The organism is Pseudomonas sp. NPDC086278 (assembly GCF_050280905.1).
Taxonomy (GTDB): Bacteria; Pseudomonadota; Gammaproteobacteria; order Pseudomonadales; family Pseudomonadaceae; genus Aquipseudomonas.
In genome coordinates, this window is sequence record NZ_JBNNWE010000023.1 from 39,889 (window position 1) to 59,516 (window position 19,628).

The 19,628-nt window shown below is 61.5% G+C and carries 20 protein-coding genes and 1 riboswitch; of the genes, 7 read left to right on the plus strand and 13 right to left on the minus strand.

From position 1 onward, the window contains the following. Positions 1-57: 57 nt before the first annotated feature. The 6 genes from ACQKP4_RS09870 to cobO are packed head-to-tail and all read right to left on the minus strand — an operon-like array spanning position 58 to position 6,084. A complete protein-coding gene (locus ACQKP4_RS09870; protein ID WP_427632615.1) occupies positions 58-1,509 on the minus strand; it encodes a cobyric acid synthase in 1,452 nt (483 codons plus the stop codon). After that, entirely contained in the window at positions 1,506-2,498 is a 993-nt protein-coding gene (gene cobD, locus ACQKP4_RS09875) for a threonine-phosphate decarboxylase CobD (RefSeq protein WP_427632617.1), read from the minus strand. Before cobD ends, ACQKP4_RS09870 begins: the two co-directional genes overlap by 4 nt. Further along, a complete protein-coding gene (gene cbiB, locus ACQKP4_RS09880) occupies positions 2,491-3,399 on the minus strand; it encodes an adenosylcobinamide-phosphate synthase CbiB (RefSeq protein ID WP_427632619.1) in 909 nt (302 codons plus the stop codon). Before cbiB ends, cobD begins: the two co-directional genes overlap by 8 nt. After that, positions 3,396-4,046: a 5,6-dimethylbenzimidazole synthase gene (gene bluB / locus ACQKP4_RS09885; RefSeq protein WP_427632621.1), complete on the minus strand. Its 651-nt coding sequence runs from the start codon at positions 4,044-4,046 to the stop codon at positions 3,396-3,398. The genes cbiB and bluB overlap by 4 nt, the downstream gene beginning before the upstream one ends. Next, the gene (locus tag ACQKP4_RS09890) at positions 4,043-5,476 is read right to left on the minus strand and encodes a cobyrinate a,c-diamide synthase (RefSeq protein ID WP_427632623.1); all 1,434 of its coding nucleotides are present in this window, start codon (positions 5,474-5,476) and stop codon (positions 4,043-4,045) included. Before ACQKP4_RS09890 ends, bluB begins: the two co-directional genes overlap by 4 nt. Continuing rightward, positions 5,473-6,084: a cob(I)yrinic acid a,c-diamide adenosyltransferase gene (cobO, locus tag ACQKP4_RS09895; protein ID WP_427632625.1), complete on the minus strand. Its 612-nt coding sequence runs from the start codon at positions 6,082-6,084 to the stop codon at positions 5,473-5,475. Before cobO ends, ACQKP4_RS09890 begins: the two co-directional genes overlap by 4 nt. An 81-nt stretch (positions 6,085-6,165) precedes the next feature. Next, positions 6,166-6,395, minus strand: a riboswitch (cobalamin riboswitch). A gap of 154 nt (positions 6,396-6,549) precedes the next feature. Here cobO and ACQKP4_RS09900 point away from each other — a divergent pair. Both ACQKP4_RS09900 and ACQKP4_RS09905 read left to right on the plus strand, forming a co-directional pair. Next, positions 6,550-7,134, plus strand: a complete 585-nt coding sequence (locus ACQKP4_RS09900) for a hypothetical protein (protein ID WP_427632628.1) — start codon at positions 6,550-6,552, stop codon at positions 7,132-7,134. 67 nt (positions 7,135-7,201) lie between these two features. Beyond that, entirely contained in the window at positions 7,202-8,515 is a 1,314-nt protein-coding gene (locus ACQKP4_RS09905; protein WP_427632630.1) for a PQQ-dependent sugar dehydrogenase, read from the plus strand. A gap of 132 nt (positions 8,516-8,647) precedes the next feature. On the opposite strand, the gene ACQKP4_RS09910 is transcribed toward ACQKP4_RS09905, so the two are convergent. The 6 genes from ACQKP4_RS09910 to ACQKP4_RS09935 form a co-directional block, all read right to left on the minus strand. Then, complete coding sequence (locus ACQKP4_RS09910) at positions 8,648-9,301, minus strand: O-methyltransferase (RefSeq protein ID WP_427632632.1); 654 nt, start codon at positions 9,299-9,301, stop codon at positions 8,648-8,650. A gap of 8 nt (positions 9,302-9,309) precedes the next feature. Further along, positions 9,310-9,846: a C40 family peptidase gene (locus ACQKP4_RS09915; RefSeq protein WP_427632634.1), complete on the minus strand. Its 537-nt coding sequence runs from the start codon at positions 9,844-9,846 to the stop codon at positions 9,310-9,312. Between the two features lie 165 nt (positions 9,847-10,011). Continuing rightward, a complete protein-coding gene (locus tag ACQKP4_RS09920) occupies positions 10,012-10,638 on the minus strand; it encodes a C40 family peptidase (protein ID WP_427632636.1) in 627 nt (208 codons plus the stop codon). Between the two features lie 224 nt (positions 10,639-10,862). Continuing rightward, positions 10,863-11,567, minus strand: coding sequence for a DnaA regulatory inactivator Hda (gene hda, locus ACQKP4_RS09925; protein WP_150581685.1), 705 nt, complete (start codon positions 11,565-11,567; stop codon positions 10,863-10,865). 230 nt (positions 11,568-11,797) lie between these two features. Next, positions 11,798-12,868 (minus strand): AI-2E family transporter, encoded by a 1,071-nt coding sequence (locus ACQKP4_RS09930; protein ID WP_427632637.1) that lies wholly within the window; start codon positions 12,866-12,868, stop codon positions 11,798-11,800. Between the two features lie 38 nt (positions 12,869-12,906). Further along, complete coding sequence (locus ACQKP4_RS09935; RefSeq protein WP_427632639.1) at positions 12,907-13,977, minus strand: DUF2066 domain-containing protein; 1,071 nt, start codon at positions 13,975-13,977, stop codon at positions 12,907-12,909. A 382-nt stretch (positions 13,978-14,359) separates the two neighbouring features. On the opposite strand from ACQKP4_RS09935, the gene purM reads away from it, so the two are divergent. From purM to ACQKP4_RS09950, 3 genes are read left to right on the plus strand one after another with little or no spacing between them, the layout of a single operon-like run. Then, a complete protein-coding gene (gene purM / locus ACQKP4_RS09940) occupies positions 14,360-15,418 on the plus strand; it encodes a phosphoribosylformylglycinamidine cyclo-ligase (protein WP_133836547.1) in 1,059 nt (352 codons plus the stop codon). Further along, entirely contained in the window at positions 15,418-16,068 is a 651-nt protein-coding gene (gene purN, locus ACQKP4_RS09945; protein ID WP_427632641.1) for a phosphoribosylglycinamide formyltransferase, read from the plus strand. Before purM ends, purN begins: the two co-directional genes overlap by 1 nt. 8 nt (positions 16,069-16,076) lie before the next feature. Beyond that, positions 16,077-16,790, plus strand: a complete 714-nt coding sequence (locus tag ACQKP4_RS09950; RefSeq protein WP_427632643.1) for a DUF3108 domain-containing protein — start codon at positions 16,077-16,079, stop codon at positions 16,788-16,790. Positions 16,791-17,113: 323 nt separating this feature from the next. Here ACQKP4_RS09950 and ACQKP4_RS09955 read toward each other — a convergent pair whose 3' ends face one another. Further along, complete coding sequence (locus ACQKP4_RS09955) at positions 17,114-18,079, minus strand: amidohydrolase family protein (RefSeq protein ID WP_427632670.1); 966 nt, start codon at positions 18,077-18,079, stop codon at positions 17,114-17,116. Positions 18,080-18,271: 192 nt separating this feature from the next. Between ACQKP4_RS09955 and ACQKP4_RS09960 the strand changes: the two genes are divergently transcribed. Both ACQKP4_RS09960 and ACQKP4_RS09965 read left to right on the plus strand, forming a co-directional pair. Beyond that, a complete protein-coding gene (locus ACQKP4_RS09960; protein WP_427632645.1) occupies positions 18,272-18,688 on the plus strand; it encodes an OsmC family protein in 417 nt (138 codons plus the stop codon). Between the two features lie 61 nt (positions 18,689-18,749). Then, positions 18,750-19,610 (plus strand): pirin family protein, encoded by an 861-nt coding sequence (locus ACQKP4_RS09965; RefSeq protein WP_427632647.1) that lies wholly within the window; start codon positions 18,750-18,752, stop codon positions 19,608-19,610. Positions 19,611-19,628 lie beyond the last annotated feature (18 nt).

The window sequence follows — 19,628 nt, forward strand, 5'->3', positions numbered from 1 at the left end:
CGGTCACAAAATCCTTGTGGGAGCGGGCTTGCTCGCGAAGGGGCCAACACAGTCACCTCAAATCCCACAGAGTCGGCGCAACAATCCGGTATCCAGATGCTTCTCCACCAAATCCGCCAACCGCTCGATATCGCGCTCGCGCAACCCGTGGTAATCGACCTCCTGCACATCCTGCAAACCCGCCCAGCGCAACAATGCACTGCACGCCGCCGGCGACTCAAACAGGCCATGCAGGTACGTCCCAAAAATCTGCCCGTCGGCACTCTGCGCACCGTCGCAGCGACCATCGTCCAACTGCACTGCCGGGTTTTCCAGCGCCGGGCCGGTGGTCACGCCGGCATGAATTTCATAGCCGCTGACCTCGGCGTCTTCCAACGCCAAACGACCGCGCACGTTGCGCAATTGCTTCTCTTGTTCGAGCCGCGTGTCGAATGCCAACAAGCCCAGCCCGGCGCTGGAACCCGGTGCGCCTTCAAGGCCGAACGGGTCATGCACCTGCTCGCCGAGCATTTGCAGGCCGCCGCAAATCCCCAGCACTTTGCCGCCGTAACGCAGATGGCGACTGAGCGCCGCCTCCCAGCCATTGGCCCGCAGGTACGCAAGGTCGCTGCGCACACTTTTCGAGCCGGGAAGAATGATCAGGTCGGCCGGCGGAATCGTCTGGCCGGGGCCGATGAATTGCAGGTCGACTTGCGGGTGCAGTCGCAGCGGATCGAAATCGGTGTGGTTGCTGATGCGCGGCAGCACCGGCACCACCACTTTCAAGACCTGGTCGGCCTTGGCGGTCTGGCGCTGATCGATGCCGTCTTCGGCTTCCAGATGCAGGTCCATCACATACGGCAGCACACCGATGACCGGTTTGCCGGTGCGCTGTTCCAGCCAGTCGAGGCCGGGTTGCAACAAGGCGATGTCGCCGCGAAAACGATTGATGATGAAACCTTTGACCCGCGCCTGCTCGCTCGGCGACAGCAGCTCCAGGGTGCCGACCAGATGCGCGAACACGCCGCCGCGATTGATGTCGGCGATCAGCACCACCGGGCAATCCACCGCTTCGGCAAACCCCATGTTGGCAATGTCGCCGGCCCGCAGATTGATTTCGGCCGGCGAACCCGCGCCTTCGACCATGACCACCGGATACGCGGCACTCAGGCGTTGATGCGAGGCCAGCACCGCTTGCATCGCGATGGTTTTGTAGTCGTGGTAGGCGACGGCGTTCATCGTGGTGACGGCGCGACCGTGAATGATCACTTGGGCGCCGGTGTCGCTGTTGGGTTTGAGCAACACCGGGTTCATGTCGGTGTGCGGCGCGAGGTTCGCGGCTTGGGCCTGCACAGCCTGGGCGCGACCGATTTCGCCACCGTCGGCGGTCACCGCGCTGTTCAGCGCCATGTTTTGCGGCTTGAACGGCACGACGCGCACGCCCTGGCGAACCACCCAGCGGCACAACGCCGTCACCAGGGTGCTTTTGCCGGCATCGGACGTCGTGCCTTGCACCATCAAGGTCGTCATGCTGCTTCCTTGGTAAAGGCCTGAAGCGCTTGCTCAAGCCGCAACCAGTCCGCCTCATCGGCGGGCAGGCCAAAACGCAGGCTGCTGTTGTGGACGAACAATCGCAGCAAAATACCGCGCCGGGCCATGAATTCGTGGAGTTCTGCCGCGCGCTCGGTCACTAGCCACTGGAACAAGGCACAACCGCCATGCACCTGGAAACCATACTTTTCGAGCAACACCGCCAAACGCTCACTGGCCACTGCGGTGCGCGCACGTTGCTGCACGTGTCCTTCGGTATCGAGCAGGCACGCTTGCCCCACTTCCCGGGTCGGGCCGCTGACGGCCCACGGCCCTACTTGCTCGGCGAGCAGTTTGAGCAACTTGCGCTCGGCCAACACAAACCCCAGTCGCACACCGGCCAGGCCGAAGAACTTGCCGAACGAGCGCAGCACAATCAGCCCGACCCGATTGGCAAACGACGCCAGGCTCAGGTGCGGCGTGTTGTCCATGAACGCTTCGTCCACCACCAGCCAGCCGCCGCGCTGGGCCAGGCGTGCGTGCCAGTCGAGCAAGCGACTCGGCGTCAGGCTCAACCCGGTCGGGTTGTTAGGGTTGACCACCACCAGCACGTCGAGGCTGTCGAGGTAGAAATCGACTTCCTGTTCCAGCACTTCACGCACGATGTAACCGCTGCGGCGCCAGGCTTCGGCATGTTCGGCGTAGCACGGCGAGAGCACACCGACCTTGCCGGCGCGGCGCAAACGCGGCAGCAGCTGAATGGCCATTTGCGAGCCGGCGACCGGCAGCACCTGCGCGGCGCCGTAATAGTCGCAAGCGGCTTGTTCCAGCCCATCGTCGGCTTCCGGCAAACGCGCCCATGCCCGCAACGGGATGTCCGGGATCGGAAATGGCCAGGGCGCGAGGCCGGTGGACAGGTCGAGCCAATCCGCTTCGGCAATACCGTATTCGAGCGCTGCCTTGCGCAAGCGGCCACCGTGTTCAAGCATAAAATTCAGCCCCCACGCAGAGGATCAGCAGCCATAACCATACGCCGCGCAGAACCAATTGCCAGCCACGGTCAATCGAGTCGGCATCGGCCGCCACCCCCTCACCCAGCGGCGGACGCTGATGCAGTTCGCCGTGATAAATTGCCGCCCCGCCCAACTCGACACCCAGCGCACCGGCGCCGGCGGCCATCACCGGCCCGGCATTCGGGCTGTCCCAGGTCGGGCCCTGGGTGCGCCAGCATTTCAACGCCAGCCGGGTTTTGCCCAGCAACGCGTAGGTCAACGCCACCAAACGTGCAGGAATGTAGTTGAGCACGTCGTCGATTTTCGCCGCCGCCCAGCCGAAACGTTCGAAGCGCTCGTTGCGATAACCCCACATCGCGTCCAGCGTGTTGCTCAACCGGTAGAGCACCACGCCCGGTGCGCCGGCCACGGCAAACCAGAACAGCGCGGCGAATACCGCGTCGCTGCCGTTTTCCAGGACGGACTCGGTGGCCGCACGGGCAACTTCGGTTTTATCCAGCTCACTGGTCTGACGGCTGACCAGATAACCCACACGCGTGCGCGCCTCGTCCAGATCATCAGCACGCAACGCCTTGGCCACCGGCTCGACATGTTCGCCGAGGCTGCGCATGCCGAGGGCGCAATACAGCGCGAGTATTTCAACCAGCCAACCGACATAAGGCGCCCAGGAAAATGCGGTCGCCAGCAAGGTCAGCGGCAACACCGCGATCACCCACGCAGTGACGCCATGACTGCGCCAGCCACGGCCACCGCCGTTGAATCGTTGCTCGATGCGATCGGCAAAACGGCCGAACGCCACCAGCGGATGCCAGCGTTTGGGCTCACCCAGCAGCGCGTCCAGCGCCACTGCGGCGACACTCAATAACGCCACACTCATCGACTCACTCCCCAATAATTTTCGTACAGCAACTCATTGAGCGGACGCGCCTGCGCCCACCCTTCGAGTACCAGCATCGGCGCCGCATAGAATTCCTTGACCGGGCCGAGACAAAGAACCGCCAACGGCTTGGCACCGGGCGGCAACCCCAACAGGTCCGCCAGCGCTTGCGGTTCGAACAGCGACACCCAGCCCATGCCCAGCCCTTCGGCACGGGAGGCCAGCCACAGGTTCTGGATCGCGCAAGACAGCGAAGCCATGTCCATTTCCGGCAAGGTCCGACGGCCAAAGATGTGGCGCTCGCGATCATCCATCAGCGCGGCGACCAGTACTTCGGCGCAGTCGTTGATGCCTTCGACTTTGAGCTTCATGAATTCGTCGGTGCGCTCGCCGAGGGCTTCGGCGGTACGGATGCGCTCTTCTTCGACCAGCGACTGGATCTGGCCGCGCAAGGTTTTATCGCTGATGCGGATGAAGCGCCACGGTTGCATCAGGCCGACGCTGGGGGCCTGGTGGGCGGCTTCAAGCAGGCGCCGTAGCAGTTCGGGCTCGACGGTGCCGCCGCAGAAGTGGCGCATGTCGCGGCGTTCGGCGATGGCGCGGTAGACCGCTGCGCGCTCGGTTTCGGAGAAGGCGTTGGCGCTCATGGCCTCTTCGCGAGCAAGCCCGCTCCCACAGTGGATAGCGCCGTTGCTGAAGGGCTGCATTCCACAGTTGAAGCGGTGTTGCCTGAAACGCGCTCCACTGTGGGAGCGGGCTTGCTCGCGAAGGCGCCCTCAAGGTCAGGCGCAAACAGCGAGGCGATAGCAGTGGGATTGGACGGAAAATAAAAGTGCACATACGAAGCGGTCATCCGCCCCTGACGATAAACCGCCTCCGCGCCACGGCCACCGTTCGGGCTCAGGCCACGGGCAATCGGCACAAGCTCGGTGCTGGTCAGCGAATGATGATAGGTGTGCCCGCGCAACAAACCTTCCGGCAGTTCCACCGCTTGCAACGCCAGCGCCGCCAGGCGCTTTTGCATCACCGCCTCACCGGCGAGCAAACCGACCAGTTCCGCGCGCGTGCCGTCGACGTCGGTCAAGGAATCGAGCAGGTACAACATGCCGCCACACTCGGCCAGCAGCGGCTTATCGGCCGCATGGTGCGCACGAATCGCCTCAAGCATCGAGGTGTTCTGCGACAGCGCCACATGGTGCAACTCCGGATAGCCGCCCGGCAGATACAAGCTGTCGGCTTGCGGTAATTCGGCGTCACGGATCGGCGAGAAGAACGACAGTTCCGCACCCATGGCCCGCAGCAGATCGAGGCTGGCACCGTAGGTGAAAGCGAACGCTTCATCGCGGGCCACGGCAATGCGCACACCCGCGAGCAATGGCTCAGCGGCTATCACGTCCGGCGCGGCGAATTCCACCGCTGGCGGCAGCGCAACCTCGCAACTGCTGGCCAGCGCGTTGGCCGCCGCATCGAGGCGCAGGTCGAGATCGTTCAACTCGCGGGCCTGAACCAGACCGAGATGGCGGCTCGGCAACTCGATCCCGGTTTCCCGCGACAAGGCGCCGTACCAGCGCAAACCTTCGGTCAGGCTGCCCTCGAGCAACTGCGCGTGACGCAAAGTGCCCACGCGGTTGGCCAGGACACCGGCAAACGGCAAGTCCGGCTGATACTTCGCTAGGCCCAACGCCAGCGCGCCGAAAGTCTGCGCCATCGCCGTGCCGTCGATCACCGCGAGCACCGGCACGCCGAAGTGCCGCGCCAGATCGGCACTGGACGGCGTGCCGTCAAACAGGCCCATGACGCCTTCGATCAGGATCAGGTCGGCGTCAGCGGCGGCTTCCCACAACAGTCGACGACTTTCCTGCTCGCCAACCATCCACATGTCCAGTTGATACACCGGCGCACCGCTGGCGCGCTCGAGAATCATCGGGTCGAGAAAGTCCGGGCCGCATTTGAACACGCGCACTTTGCGCCCCTGATTGCGGTGCAGACGGGCCAGCGCGGCGGTGACGGTGGTCTTGCCCTGACCGGAGGCCGGCGCGGCAATCAATACCGCCGGGCAATGCCGTGGCTGACTCACAATTCGACGCCCTTCTGCGCTTTGATCCCGGCCTGGAACGCATGCTTGATCACGCCCATTTCGGTGACGGTGTCGGCGAGTTCGATCATTTCCGGCTTGGCGCCACGACCGGTCACCACCACGTGCTGCATCGGCGGTCGCGCCTGCAAATCGCTGAGCACCTGATCGAGGTCGAGGTAGCCGTGCTTGAGCGCGATGTTCAGCTCATCGAGCACCACCAGGCCAATCGACGGATCGCGCAGTAATTCACGGGAAACGACCCAGGCGGCTTCGGCGGCGGCGATGTCACGCTGGCGGTCCTGGGTTTCCCAGGTGAACCCCTCGCCCATCACGTGAAAACGCACCTGCTCCGGGAAGCGCCGGAAAAACAATTCCTCGCCGGTGCTGTTACGCCCCTTGATGAACTGCACCACGCCGCACCGCATGCCGTGGCCCATGGACCGCGCGAGCATGCCGAACGCCGAACTGCTTTTGCCTTTGCCGTTGCCGGTCAGCACCAGCAGCAAGCCGCACTCATTGGGCGAGTTGGCGATGCGTTCATCGATCACGGCTTTTTTGCGCAACATGCGCGCCAGATGGCGTTCGTCACGATCAGGGGAATCAGTCATGGGGGAGCTCTCCGTTGAGGCTGGATAACGGCGGGCAGGCACAAGAATAGACGGCAAAAAGCCTGGCATCGCCCACCGTGATGCCGCTGGATGAATCAGGCCGGTCTCCGGGCTCATGAGCGGCGTTTTGCCTGACTGCGCGCCTTCCCATGTCGGTCGACACAGTGGCTTAAGGCGCAGCCTTCACTCATTTACCGTTGCGGGGGCAGCGCCGGGATCGTGATCTTCTTCGCGTGAAGAGAGGACTCACCGGCTTCCCTGTTTCACTCTGTCGACGTTGGCCACAGAGCACCTGAAACAAGCCGCGAAGGTTAGAGGGTTGGGGGTGGAGCGTCAATTAAAGACAAAGCCGGAGCGGGCGATATACTGCCGCCGATCAAATATCTGACGCCATTCTTGCACCAGACTGTCAGCGGTGATATCAAAGCGCCACAACCCAACAACACAATTACAAGGGTGAGCAACATGCAAGGCATGATTATCAGCAATCCGAAGCTGGAATTCCTGCGACCGGTGCTGGAGCGCTGGTTTGACTGTATCGACCGTTTCAACACGGTGCGCGGCGATAACGACACGCCTTACTGGTATGACGAAAAGGCCAACCTTGGCCTGCTCTCCGCCGCCGCGTGGATGGCGGAAATGGTCACGCTGCAACAAACGTCAACGCGCAAACAGAACGAAGAAGGCGAGCGCAACGCCCGCGCCGATCTGTTTATCGCCACGGCCGAAGAACGCGCCTACTTTCAGGCCACCCAACGTTGGCCGCGGGTCAACAGCCTGAACCTGACGCAAGCGTTGCAAGACATCACCAGCGATGCCAAACGCATCAGCTACAGCAGCGACCTGAAACTCGGCTGCCTGTTCGTTACCCCGCAAAAGGCTCAGCAAAGCGCGACACCCGAAGAACTCCAGGACATGGTCGACGACCTGCAAAAGGAACACACCTGCGCCGTGGCCTGGTATTTCCCGTACGCCTACCGCAAGTTGCGCAACGAAGCCGGCAACTATCATCCGGGCATCGCGGTGCTGCTCAAGGAAGCTCGCGGCTGATCGGTTGAACCATCGGTCGATTAATCTTCTCTATGCTTAAGACACTGCATTCATAGGGAAGAACAGTATGCGCAAGTCCCAGCTCGCTCTTGTTATCGCGCTCGCCGGAGGGCTCGCCGCCTGTGGTGAATCCTCCAGCCTGCAAGTCTCCGACGGCACCGGTCCGTCACCCAAGCTGCCCGAACCCAACAAAACCCTGATGCCGACGGTGAATATCGCCCCGGCCATCGGCTGGCCGGACGGCGTGAAGCCAACCCCGGCGGCCGGCACTCAAGTGGCGGCGTTTGCCGAAGGGCTCGATCACCCGCGCTGGCTGTACGTACTGCCCAACGGCGACGTGCTGGTGGCTGAAACCAATGCCCCGCCCAAGCCTGACGACTCCTCCGGCATTCGCGGCTGGGTGATGAAAAAAGTCATGGGCCGTGCGGGCGCCGGTGTTCCCAGCGCCAATCGGATTACCTTGTTGCGCGACAAAGACCACGACGGCATCGCCGAAACCCGCACGGTGTTTCTGGAAAACCTCAACTCGCCGTTCGGCATGACGTTGGTCGGCAACGATCTGTATGTGGCCGATTCCGACAAGCTGATCCGCTTCCCGTACAAGGAAGGCGAGACTTCGATCACCGCACCGGCGACCAAAGTCGTCGATTTGCCGGGCGGCACGATCAACCATCACTGGACCAAAAACGTCATCGCCAGCAAGGACGGCAGCAAGCTGTACGTCACGGTGGGTTCGAACAGCAACGTCGGCGAAAACGGCCTGGAGGCGGAAGAGGGTCGCGCGGCGATCTGGGAAGTGGATCGCGCCACCGGCAATCACCGGATTTTCGCCTCGGGCATCCGCAACCCCAACGGCCTGGCGTGGGAACCGCAGAGCGGTGCGTTGTGGACGGCGGTCAACGAGCGAGACGAAATCGGCAGCGACCTGGTGCCCGACTACATCACCTCGGTGAAAGACGGCGCGTTTTATGGCTGGCCGTTCAGCTATTACGGCCAGCACGTCGATGTTCGCGTGTCGCCGCAGAACCCGGACCTGGTGGCAAAAGCCATCGCGCCGGATTACGCGGTCGGCCCGCACACTGCTTCGTTGGGCCTGTCGTTTGCCGAGGGCAACACCCTGCCGGCGCAATTCAAGGAAGGCGCGTTCATCGGCCAGCACGGCTCATGGAATCGCAAACCGCACAGCGGCTACAAAGTGATTTTCGTGCCGTTCGCGGGCGGCAAGCCGACCGGGCAGCCGGTGGATGTGCTGACCGGTTTCCTTAACAAGGATGAGGAAGCGATGGGCCGGCCGGTAGGCGTGGTGATCGATCAGCAGGGTGATTTGCTGGTGGCGGATGATGTCGGGAACAAGGTATGGCGTGTGTCGGCGACCAAGTAACCCTTTAGCTGCCAACACATAACCCATTGTGGGAGCGGGCTTGCTCGCGAATGCGGTGTGTCAGTCGGCATCAATGCTGAATGATTAACCGCTTTCGCGAGCAAGCCCCACATGTTTTATCGGCGTCAGTGCTTAGCGTTTACGGCAGAGCGTGAGGCCATCGCCGATCGGCAACAACGACAGATCCACACGCGAGTCATCCTTCAAGGCGCGATTGAGCGCCTGGATGGCTCGGGTGTCGGCACTCTCGGGATTCTGCTCAAGCACCCGCCCGCTCCACAGCGTGTTATCAAACACCGCCAGACCGCCGACCCGCAGCAAGCGCAACGCGTGCTCCAGATAGTTCGGGTAATTAGCCTTGTCGGCATCGATGAACATCAGGTCGAACTGTCCGGGCCGATCCAGCGCCACCAGTGTTTCCAGCGCCGGCGCCAGGCGCAGCTCAATGCGCTCGGCAAGCCCCGCTTCCTGCCAGTAACGGCGCGCCATGGCGTTGTAGTCACCGGCAATGTCGCAGCAGATCAACGAACCGTCCTGCGGCAATGCCGCCGCCATGCACAAGGCGCTATAACCGGTGAACGTGCCGACTTCCAGCAAGCGCTTGGCGCCAGTCAGCTTGACCAGTAACGCGAGGAACTGCCCCTGCTCCGGCGCCACCTGCCAGCGCGCCATTGGCAGCGCCTGGGTTTCGTCGCGCAGACGCTTGAGCAGCGGCGTTTCCCTCAGGGAAACGTCGAGCAAGTACTGGTAAAGGGGATCATCGAGATTGAGTGTGCGAGCGGTCATCACAGCCTCTAGGGGTTATGCGCCAGGTGCTCAGGCTGCAGAACGCGTTTGGCGCTCAGATAGGCTTTCTGCCAGTAAGCCTTGGTCAGGCTGTCCAGCTTCACCGTGCCGCCAGTGGCGGGCGCATGCACGAAGCGCCCTTCTCCGACGTAGATGCCAGCATGACTGACCTGGGAGCCGCCATTGGTGGCGAAGAAAATCAGGTCACCGGTTTGCAGGCCTTCTTTACCGACGTTGGCAGCCTGCATGGTGATCATCTCGCGCGTGGTGCGCGGCAGGGAGATGCCGGCGACGTCTCGGTAGACGTAACCGATCAGGCCACTGCAATCGAAACCCGAATCCGGCGTATTGCCGCCCCAGCGGTACGGCGTGCCAACGAGGCCGAGCGCGCGAAACAGCACGTCTTCCGCCTCGGGCGAGAAGGATTGCGGGTTACCGAAAATGATGGGCGCGCGAACCACCGGCGCGGGCGGCGGTGTGCGACTGGCGCAGGCGCTGAGCAGCGCTGCGAAGAACATGAGTGCGAGGCGGGCCGACATCGTCATAAGCAGAACATCCTGATCTGGCTGCGGCTTTTTTCTGCCGGAAAGACAGAAAAGAAAACCGCCTGCGCTGGACGCAGGCGGTTTGCCATCAAAGTAAGATCAGATTCTAGCGGCTACGCGGCAAACTTCAAGTAAGACTTTAACTTCACCTTACAAGTTGTACGTTTACTTGCGAGCGGTGACCACGGTCGGGGCCATGGCGAGGGCACGCTTGGCTTCGATGAAGGTCTTGCTCCAGTAGCTGTCGCCCAGGCTATCGACCCGAACACCACCGCTTTTGCGGCTGCTGGAGTGGATGAACTGGTTGTCACCGAGGTAGATCCCGGCGTGACTGACACGACCGCGACGACCATTGGTGGCGAAGAACAACAGATCACCCGGCTTGAGCGCGCTACGAGCCACCAGTGGCGCGTTGACGTTGATCATTTCGCGAGTGGAGCGCGGCAGGTTCATGCCCGCCTCTTCACGGAACAGGTAACCGATGAAGCCGCTGCAATCGAAGCCCGCCTCGGAGGTGCCGCCGAAACGGTAACGGGTACCGATCAGGGACATGCCACGCTCGAGGATACTGTCGGCCAGAACCGGAAGCTGGTACGACTTGCCATCGGCGAAGTCAGCCAGTTCTTTGTCGGTGGCCAGCTCTTCCTGGAACAGAACGGAAGAAGATTGGGCGGTAGCTGAATTTTTAAACTGCTGTTGTTGCTCTTGCTGGGTCACTGGCGAGTGAGCAGCGCAACCGAACAGCAGGGTGACGAGTGCGAGAGGCACGAGGGGTGCGAAGCGCTTTAGCATGGGCACGACCGTGGCTGATAGTTGTAAAGAAGCCGAGACTATGCCCGCTATCAACCTCATTTGCAAATTCAATCGATCTTTATGTGACTTATCGGTTTCTCGTTTACATCTAAGCGCTTAAGCCCATTTTAAACATCTGCGCCGCCTGCGACCCTGCAGGAAAGCGGATTTGTTGGCGCCTGGAATGTGCCGAACCCCCGCTAGGCCAAGGTTTCAAAGGCCGATTACCAGCCCAGGGTTTCTTTCAGAAAGGGAATTGTCAGCTTGCGCTGAGCTTGAAGGGACGCCTGATCGAGACGTTCAAGCAGCTCGAACAGCGCGCTCATGCTGCGGGTACCGCGGGTCAGGATAAAATGCCCGACCTCATCGGTCAGGTGCAAGCCGCGACGGGACGCGCGCAATTGCAGCGCACGCAATTTGTCTTCGTCGGACAGCGGGCGCATCTGGAAGATCAGCGCCAGGGTCAGTCGTGATTTCAAGTCCGCGAGCTTCACCGGCAACTCACGCGGCGAGGTCGATGCCGCAATCAGCAGGCGCCGACCGCTGTCACGCAAGCGGTTGAACAGATGGAACAGCGCCTCCTCCCAATCCGCACGCCCGGCGACGGCTTGCAAGTCGTCCAGGCAAACCAGTTCGTATTGTTCGAGGTTGTCGAGGATGCCGATACCGCGATCCAGCAGTTCAGCCAACGGCAGGTACACCGCAGGCTCGCCCAACTGCTCGAAGCGCAAGCAGGCCGCCTGCAACAGATGCGTGCGCCCTACCCCGTCCTTGCCCCAAAGATAGATCAGGCTTTCAGTCCAGCCGGCGTCGGCTTCGCAGAGCCGCTCGACATAGCCGAGTGCAGCGGCGTTGGCGCCTGGGTAGTAATTGATAAAGGTAGCGTCATCACGCAGACGCACACCTAGGGGCAGCTGAATCGGTTTCATGCTGACTGAACAGTTCCAAAGGAACCGTTAGTGGCCTCTGTGTAAAGTTTGCGAAGTTTATACCCGTGAGACGGGTCGCACAATGCGACAGACCACAAGCAAAATCAAAGGTTTGCGTTAGCGCGCTGGTTTTATGACAGTTTCTTTGGCGGTGCATGTGACAGCCACGCGGGGGACGCGGACCAACCCGACGGCACTTCGGGCTGGCCGCAACGACCGTTCAACGTCCCTCAGAGCTCAGGATCATCAGGGCTGTAGATTTCCGAACCCTTATACAAGTCATGCGCATGGCGCACCAGGACCATGATCACCGCCGCCACCGGCAGCGCCAGCAGCACACCGGTAAAGCCGAACAGTTCGCCACCCGCCAGGATGGCGAAAATCACCGCCACCGGGTGCAAGCCGATCCGGTCGCCGACCAGTAAAGGCGTAAGCACCATGCCTTCCAGCGCCTGGCCGACCATGAACACCGCGACGATGCCGAGCATCGGATAAAGCTCACCGTGAAACTGGAACAGGCCGGCAATCAACGCCGCGCCGATACCGATCACGAAGCCCATATAAGGCACGATCGCCGCCAGACCCGCGATCAGACCGATCAACAAGCCGAGCTCCAGACCGACCAGCATCAAACCCGAGGCATAGATCACGCCCAGCGCCAGCATCACCAGCAACTGCCCGCGCACAAATGCGCCAAGCACTTCGTGGCATTCCCCGGCCAGCGACACGATGCGCTCCTCACGATCACGCGGCAGCAGGCTGCGGATCTTGACCATCATTACGTCCCAGTCCCGCAGCAGGTAGAAACTCACCACCGGGATCAGCACCAGATTCGCCAGCCAGCCAATCAACGCCAGGCTGGAAGCCGTTGCCTGGCTCAGCACTACGCCGACGATGTCAGTGGTTTGCCCCATGTGCTCGCTGATCGCAGCCTTGACCTTGTCGAACTTCCAGAAACCATCCGCCAAGCCGAACTTCGATTGCGCCCACGGCAACGCGGTGTGCTGCAGCCAGTCGAGCATCTGCGGCGCCAATTCATACAGCCGAAAAAACTGCTTGGCGAGCAATGGCACCAGCACCAGCAGCAATGTCGTGAAGATCACGGTGAAGATCGCGAACACCGCCACCACGCCCCAGGTGCGTGACAAACCGGCCTTTTCCAGGCGATCCACCAGCGGATCGAACATATAGGCCAACAGTAACGCCACCAGAAACGGCGTGAGGATTGGGTGCAACAGCCAGAAAAACCCGCAGAGCAGAACCACCCCACCCAACCAGAACCAACGCCGCGTATCGGCCATGTACCACTCCATATGCATCTATATAAAGAAAGAAAACCTTACCAACGGAATCGCAGTTGCGGCACCGGCTCCGGGGCGACGGGTGTCGCAGGCGTCGCAGGTGTCGAACCCTCGGCGACCGGCTCGACCGGCGCCACGGGCGCGGGCGCTTCACCCGCCGCAACCTCCTGCAACTTCGCCAGCGACAACTGCGAACGCAACTGCTCGGCGCTGCCGTTGACCCGGTACACAATGCGATCGCCGTCGACGCTTTGCAGGCGCGCGCCAAACGGGTCGAGCAACCTTCCGAGCGTGGCGTAGTGCTCCAGGTTCATGCCCTGGACTTCAAGTAATTGCTCGCCGGACGCGCCCGGCTTGACCACAAACCGGGGCGCCAGGCGCTCGCTCACCGCCAGCATCACCGCATCGGCCACGGCGGCTTGATCGGCGCCCTGCACGCTGCCCGCTTCCTGCTTGTCACCGAGCCACAAATGCCATTTGGCCTGCCATTGGCCGCCCTCTTCACGGGCATGCACCGCGAGCAACGCGTCGGCGTTGTAGCGCTCGGAGGCCGTGCGCAACGGTGTCGCGTCGGTGCCTTCAAGGGTCGGCGCCGTCGCCACCAGTTGTTCGCTCAGATCTGCCAGCGGCAAGCGCAACGGCAAGCCACGGTGTTGCGCGGCCAGGCGCAGCGGCGCGGCGCTGGCTTGACCATCGCCCACCAAATTCGAACCGTCGGTGGAATCATTCAACCACCAGACGAGGATCGTCGGCCGATTGGCGCCCCACAGCGACAACCCGGCACGGCGCAACGCCGCCTCGGTGCTGGCCGGGTCAAAATCGACCTTCAGTACCTCAGGTGGCCCGGCATCAAAGCCGTATTGACTGATGATTTGCTGCGGGTCCTTGCGGATCGCCGCCAACCCCGGGTTTTGCACGGCCTTGGGATCGCCGGTCAGGCGCAACACCAGCGTATCGAGCGCTTCCTGGGTGGCTTGATCGCGCACCTCGGCACTCTGACCACTAACCGGTTGACGCACCTGGTACAGACCTTTCACGTTTTCGGCATGACCCGCCACGCTGACCAGCGACAGGCAGCCCGCAAACAAATATCTAGAGAAAAAACGCATGGAAGATTCCTGACGACAAGAGCGGCTGGAACTGGCCGCATGAAGGCATTAAGCAAGGCTGTGACCATCACCCCGCGCAAAACATTCACCCGGCCTCGATAAGTTTTTGGCACTGCCCTAACGATAGACGGTTAATGGCGATACCTTATACAGCCATGTGCGGCGACACCATGAGGCGTAACAAAGGTTTTTTTCGGCCGATATGCCCCTGCCGTCGGCCTGAGGATGGCCGCTGACCCTCAAGCCTGATAAAATCGCGCGCCTTCGCAGACCGGCAACAGCCGGGCACCCCGAAATTCGTGCAAGGCGCTGGCCTTGGTTTATTTCGGCGGTCCCACTGGACTCGGTCGTTACCCCTGAATCCCCCCTAAAGGCCTGGATCATGAGCAAGCAACCCTCCCTGAGCTACAAGGACGCCGGTGTAGACATCGACGCCGGTGAAGCATTGGTCGAACGCATCAAGAGCGTCGCCAAGCGCACTGCGCGCCCGGAAGTCATGGGCGGCCTGGGCGGTTTCGGCGCCCTCTGCGAAATCCCGGCCGGCTACAAGCAGCCGGTGCTGGTTTCCGGCACCGACGGCGTCGGCACCAAGCTGCGCCTGGCACTGAACCTGAACAAACACGACAGCATCGGCATCGACCTGGTGGCCATGTGCGTGAACGACCTCGTGGTCTGCGGCGCCGAGCCGCTGTTTTTCCTCGACTACTACGCCACCGGCAAACTGAACGTCGAAACCGCGACCCAGGTCGTGACCGGCATCGGCGCGGGCTGCGAACTGTCCGGCTGCTCCCTGGTCGGCGGCGAAACCGCTGAAATGCCTGGCATGTACGAAGGCGAAGACTACGACCTGGCCGGTTTCTGCGTCGGCGTGGTGGAAAAATCCGAAATCATCGACGGTTCGAAAGTCGCTGCCGGCGATGCCCTGCTCGCCCTGCCGTCTTCCGGCCCGCACTCCAACGGCTACTCGCTGATCCGCAAGATCATCGAAGTGTCCGGCGCCGACATCGAAAACATCCAGCTCGACGGCAAACCGCTGACCGACCTGCTGATGGCCCCGACCCGCATCTATGTGAAGCCGCTGCTCAAGCTGATCAAGGACACCGGCGCCGTCAAAGCCATGGCCCACATCACCGGTGGTGGCCTGTTGGACAACATCCCGCGTGTGCTGCCAAAAGGCGCGCAAGCAGTGGTCGATGTCGCGAGCTGGACCCGTCCTGCGGTGTTCGACTGGCTGCAAGAAAAAGGCAACGTCGACGAAAACGAAATGCACCGCGTGCTGAACTGCGGCGTCGGCATGGTCATCTGCGTGGCTCAGGAGCACGTTGAAACCGCGTTGAACGTCCTGCGCGAAGCCGGCGAGCAGCCTTGGGTCATCGGCCAGATCTCCACCGCTGCCGAAGGCGCGGCTCAGGTCGAACTGAAGAACCTCAAGGCTCATTAATGTCCGCAACCTGTGATGTCGTGGTGCTGCTCTCCGGCACCGGCAGTAATTTGCAGGCCTTGATCGACAGCACGCGGACCGGCGACAGCCCGGTCCGCATCGCTGCGGTGATTTCCAACCGCGCCGACGCCTACGGCCTGCAACGCGCCAGGGACGCGGGCATCGACACCCGATCCCTGGATCACCAGGCGTTCGACGGCCGCGAAGCGTTCGACGCCGCACTGATCGAACTGATCGACGCCTTCAACCCCAAACTCGTGATACTGGCCGGTTTCATGCGCATTCTCAGCGCCGACTTCGTACGCCACTACGCGGGTCGCCTGCTCAATATCCATCCCTCGCTGCTGCCCAAATACAAAGGGTTACACACGCATCAGCGCGCGCTGGAAGCCGGCGACACCGAACATGGCTGCTCCGTGCACTTCGTCACCGAGGAACTCGATGGCGGACCACTGGTCGTACAGGCAGTAATACCGGTAGAGTTGCACGATTCGCCGCACAGTCTGGCGCAGCGAGTCCATACCCAGGAACACCTGATCTACCCGATGGCCGTGCGCTGGTTTGCCGAAGGTCGCCTATCACTCGGCGAACAAGGTGCTTTACTGGATGGAACGTTACTCGCGGCCAGCGGCCACTTGATTCGAATCTAGGAGATTTTATGCGTCGCGCCCTGCTCTTCGCTTGCGCTCTGCTCGCCTTGCCTCTGGCACAGGCCGCAGACCTTCAACCGTTCTCCGCCAGCTACACCGCCGACTGGAAACAGCTTCCCATGAGCGGCACCGCCGAGCGCAGCCTGACCAAGGAAGCCAATGGCGTCTGGAAGCTCAGCTTCAAGGCATCGATGATGATCGCCAGCCTGACGGAAGAAAGCACCCTGACCCTGGACAAAGACACGCTGCTGCCTCAGTCCTACCACTTCGAGCGCGGTGGCCTGGGCAAAGCCAAGAAGGCGGATCTGGATTTCGACTGGACCACCAAAATGGTCACCGGCACCGATCGCGGCGACGCGGTCAAGATCCCGCTCAATCGCGGCATGGTCGACAAATCGACGTACCAGTTGGCCCTGCAACACGACGTGGCCGCCGGTAAGAAAAGCATGAGCTACCAGGTCGTCGATGACGGCGAAGTCGATACCTATGACTTCCGCGTGCTGGGCTCGGAAAAAGTCGACACCAAGGCTGGCCAGATCGATGCGATCAAGGTCGAGCGCGTGCGTGACCCGACGCAAAGCAAGCGCACCACTGTCCTGTGGTTCGCCAAGGATTGGGATTACCTGCTGGTTCGCCTGCAACAGGTTGAAACCGACGGCAAGGAGTACAACATCATGCTCCTCGACGGTACGGTCAACGGCAAGACAGTCAAAGGCAGCTGATCCGCCTCAACCCAAAGAGCCCCGCCAACGCGGGGCTTTTTTTCGTCCTGATAAAGGACGGCAAGCCAATCCAATCCCTGTGGGAGCTGGCTTGCTCGCGAATGCGGAGTGTCAGGCAACATCTTTATTGGATGTCAGGGCCCCTTCGCGAGCAAGCCCGCTCCCACTGGGTTGAGTGCCACGCTTGACCGATGGGCTACACCGAAAACCGCGCCACCATCGTGTGCGAATCACGTCGAAGACTTTGCTGATGCCGTGAACCTTATGCGCCAGGTCTTCAACTTGCGTGGCATTGGCGCTGACGCCGTCGGCCAGGGATCCGTTCAGCGCACGGCACGCGGCAGGACGGCGAGGAAGTTATCCCGCGCGACTTTTCTCGCAACGTCCTCGGGCAAGGCATCGAGGAACGGGTGGAAGCTACGCATTTCCTGACCGAGCTTGTTGAAACGTCCTACCACGTCGGACCCGAGCATGAAGCGATCCGGAAAGCGCTCCACCAGCTTCAGCCACTCTTCACGCGGCTTGCCTTGCTCATCCAGCAAGTAAGGCGTGAGCAGGCTCCAGGACAGGTCAATGAACAAATTGGGGTACGCCTCAAGCATTCGCGTCAGGGTCGGCAGCAGGAAATCCAGCTGCTTCTGATGCCGATGAATCTCGGCGCTGGTGCCGGCATGCGCCCAGATGAAGCGGGTATGAGGGTGATTGCGCAGCGGCTGCTCTATTTCCGACAGGTACAGCGGATTTCTCTCACGCTTGGAGGTGATGTTGGAGTGCAGCATCACCGGCAAATCGTTCTCGGCGGCGAGGTGATAAATCCGCGTCATCGCCTCGTTGTTGGCCCGAGGCGTGTCGCCGGAGGTCAACGCGGTCAGGTCATCATGGCGGGTAAAGACCTCGCCGATGCCCTGCCACAGGCCCGGATTGAGATCGAGCATGCGCTGGATGTGCGCGGCGGAGTTTTTGTCGTTGGGGTTGAAGCCTGACAGGAACGGATGAAAACGCTGACGCTGTTCGGGTGTCAGTTTGTTCACCGCCGCAGCAACGATGGTGTCGGTCGCGCTGTACCAATAGGCATCGGCGTCGTCCCCGGCGTAATAACGCGGGCGCTTGGGTTCGTCTTCATGCCATTTCTTGGCCACCGGAATGCCGGAAATCATCACATGCTCGATGTGATTGTCGGCCATGGCCTGCAGCAACTTCGGCATGCCTGCTGTTTCCTGGAAAAAATCCACGTAATGCAAGTGTGCGTCACTGTAGGCATAGTCGCGGGCGAAGGCCTCAGCACTCATCAGCACCAACAACCAGGCAAGGCTCAAGCGGGACAGGGGCACGGGCAATCTCCGAGGACAGGAACAGCGTAGACCTCGCCGCATGACAGACCGTTCACCTTGTAAGAAAGTGGAACGCGACCGGGTAGGAATGCTCTATAACTTCAAGGTCTTTTTTGATCGAACGACTTTTTCCTGCCTGGGAGGCTTGCCATGACCGTTACTGTGAATACCGTTTCCGCCGAAGGGTTTCGCCACAGCGTCCAGATCGACGACCACGAACTGTTTGCCGACGTGCCAACCTCGGCCGGTGGCGAGGGCTCGGCGCCAGAGCCCCACGATTACTTCGATGCCGCATTGGGCGCCTGTAAAGCCTTGACCCTGAAGCTGTACGCCAAGAAAAAAGACATCCCGCTGACGGGCGTGGGCGTGGAGGTCAAACGCGACAACAGCGAAGAACAGAAAGGCAAATACGTGCTGCACGTCAAACTGACGCTCAAGGGTGTGCTGACCGACGCGCAACGCGATGAACTGCACCGCGTGGCTGATCGCTGCCCGATCCACAAGCTGATGACCACCACCGACGTCAGCATCGAAACCCACCTGTCCGAAGGCGCGTTCAGCCAATAGCGGCAAGGGCTGGGCAAGCGGGTTATGCTCCACGCATCGCCCGCTCAGCCTGGAATGCAGCATGAACACTCCGCTCGTGATCCGCCCTCGTGCCGAAGATGTCGAAGGTCAGCCGATTCTTCGCCCATTGCCGTCCGCCAAATGCCGCAGCGTCGGGCCTTTCGTGTTTTTTGATCACATGCTCGAAACCCGTTATCCGTCGGGCAAAGGCATGAACATCCGTCAGCATCCGCACATTGGCCTGTCGACCCTCACCTATTTGTTCGACGGGCAAATTCAGCACAAGGACAGCCTCGGCTCTGATCAGGTGGTGCAGGCCGGCGACGTGAGCTGGATGACGGCGGGCAGCGCGATTGCCCATGTCGAGCGCACGCCAGAGAGTTTGAAGGAGCGCGGTTTCACGATGCACGGTTTGCAGGTGTGGCTGGCGTCGCCCAAGGAGCATGAACAGGGTCCGGGGCATTACAGCCATCACCCGGCGGCGACGTTGCCGGTCAGCGAGAACCTGGGGGTGCAGATCCGGATGATTGCCGGGTCAGGCTTTTGCCTGGAATCACCGGTGCCGGTGCTTTCTCCTACGGTGTATGCGGAACTGAAGCTGCAAACGGCGACCACGCTGCTGATCCCGACCGAGCATGAAGAGCGGGCGCTGTATGTGTTGAGCGGTGAGGCGCAGTTGGACGGTGAGCCGTTGGAGCTGAATTCGCTGGTGGTGTTACCGGCGGGGGAAGCGATGACACTGTTCGCCGAGAGCGACTGTCATGCGGTGTTGTTTGGCGGGGCGCCACTGGATGGACCGCGGCGCATCAACTGGAATTTTGTCGCTAGCGATCCGGCGGCGATCGATGAAGCACGGCGACGCTGGGCGGCTGGGGATTGGCCGACGGTGCCGGGGGAAAGTGAGCGGATTGAGTTGCCTTGAGATCTTCGGTGCATGTAA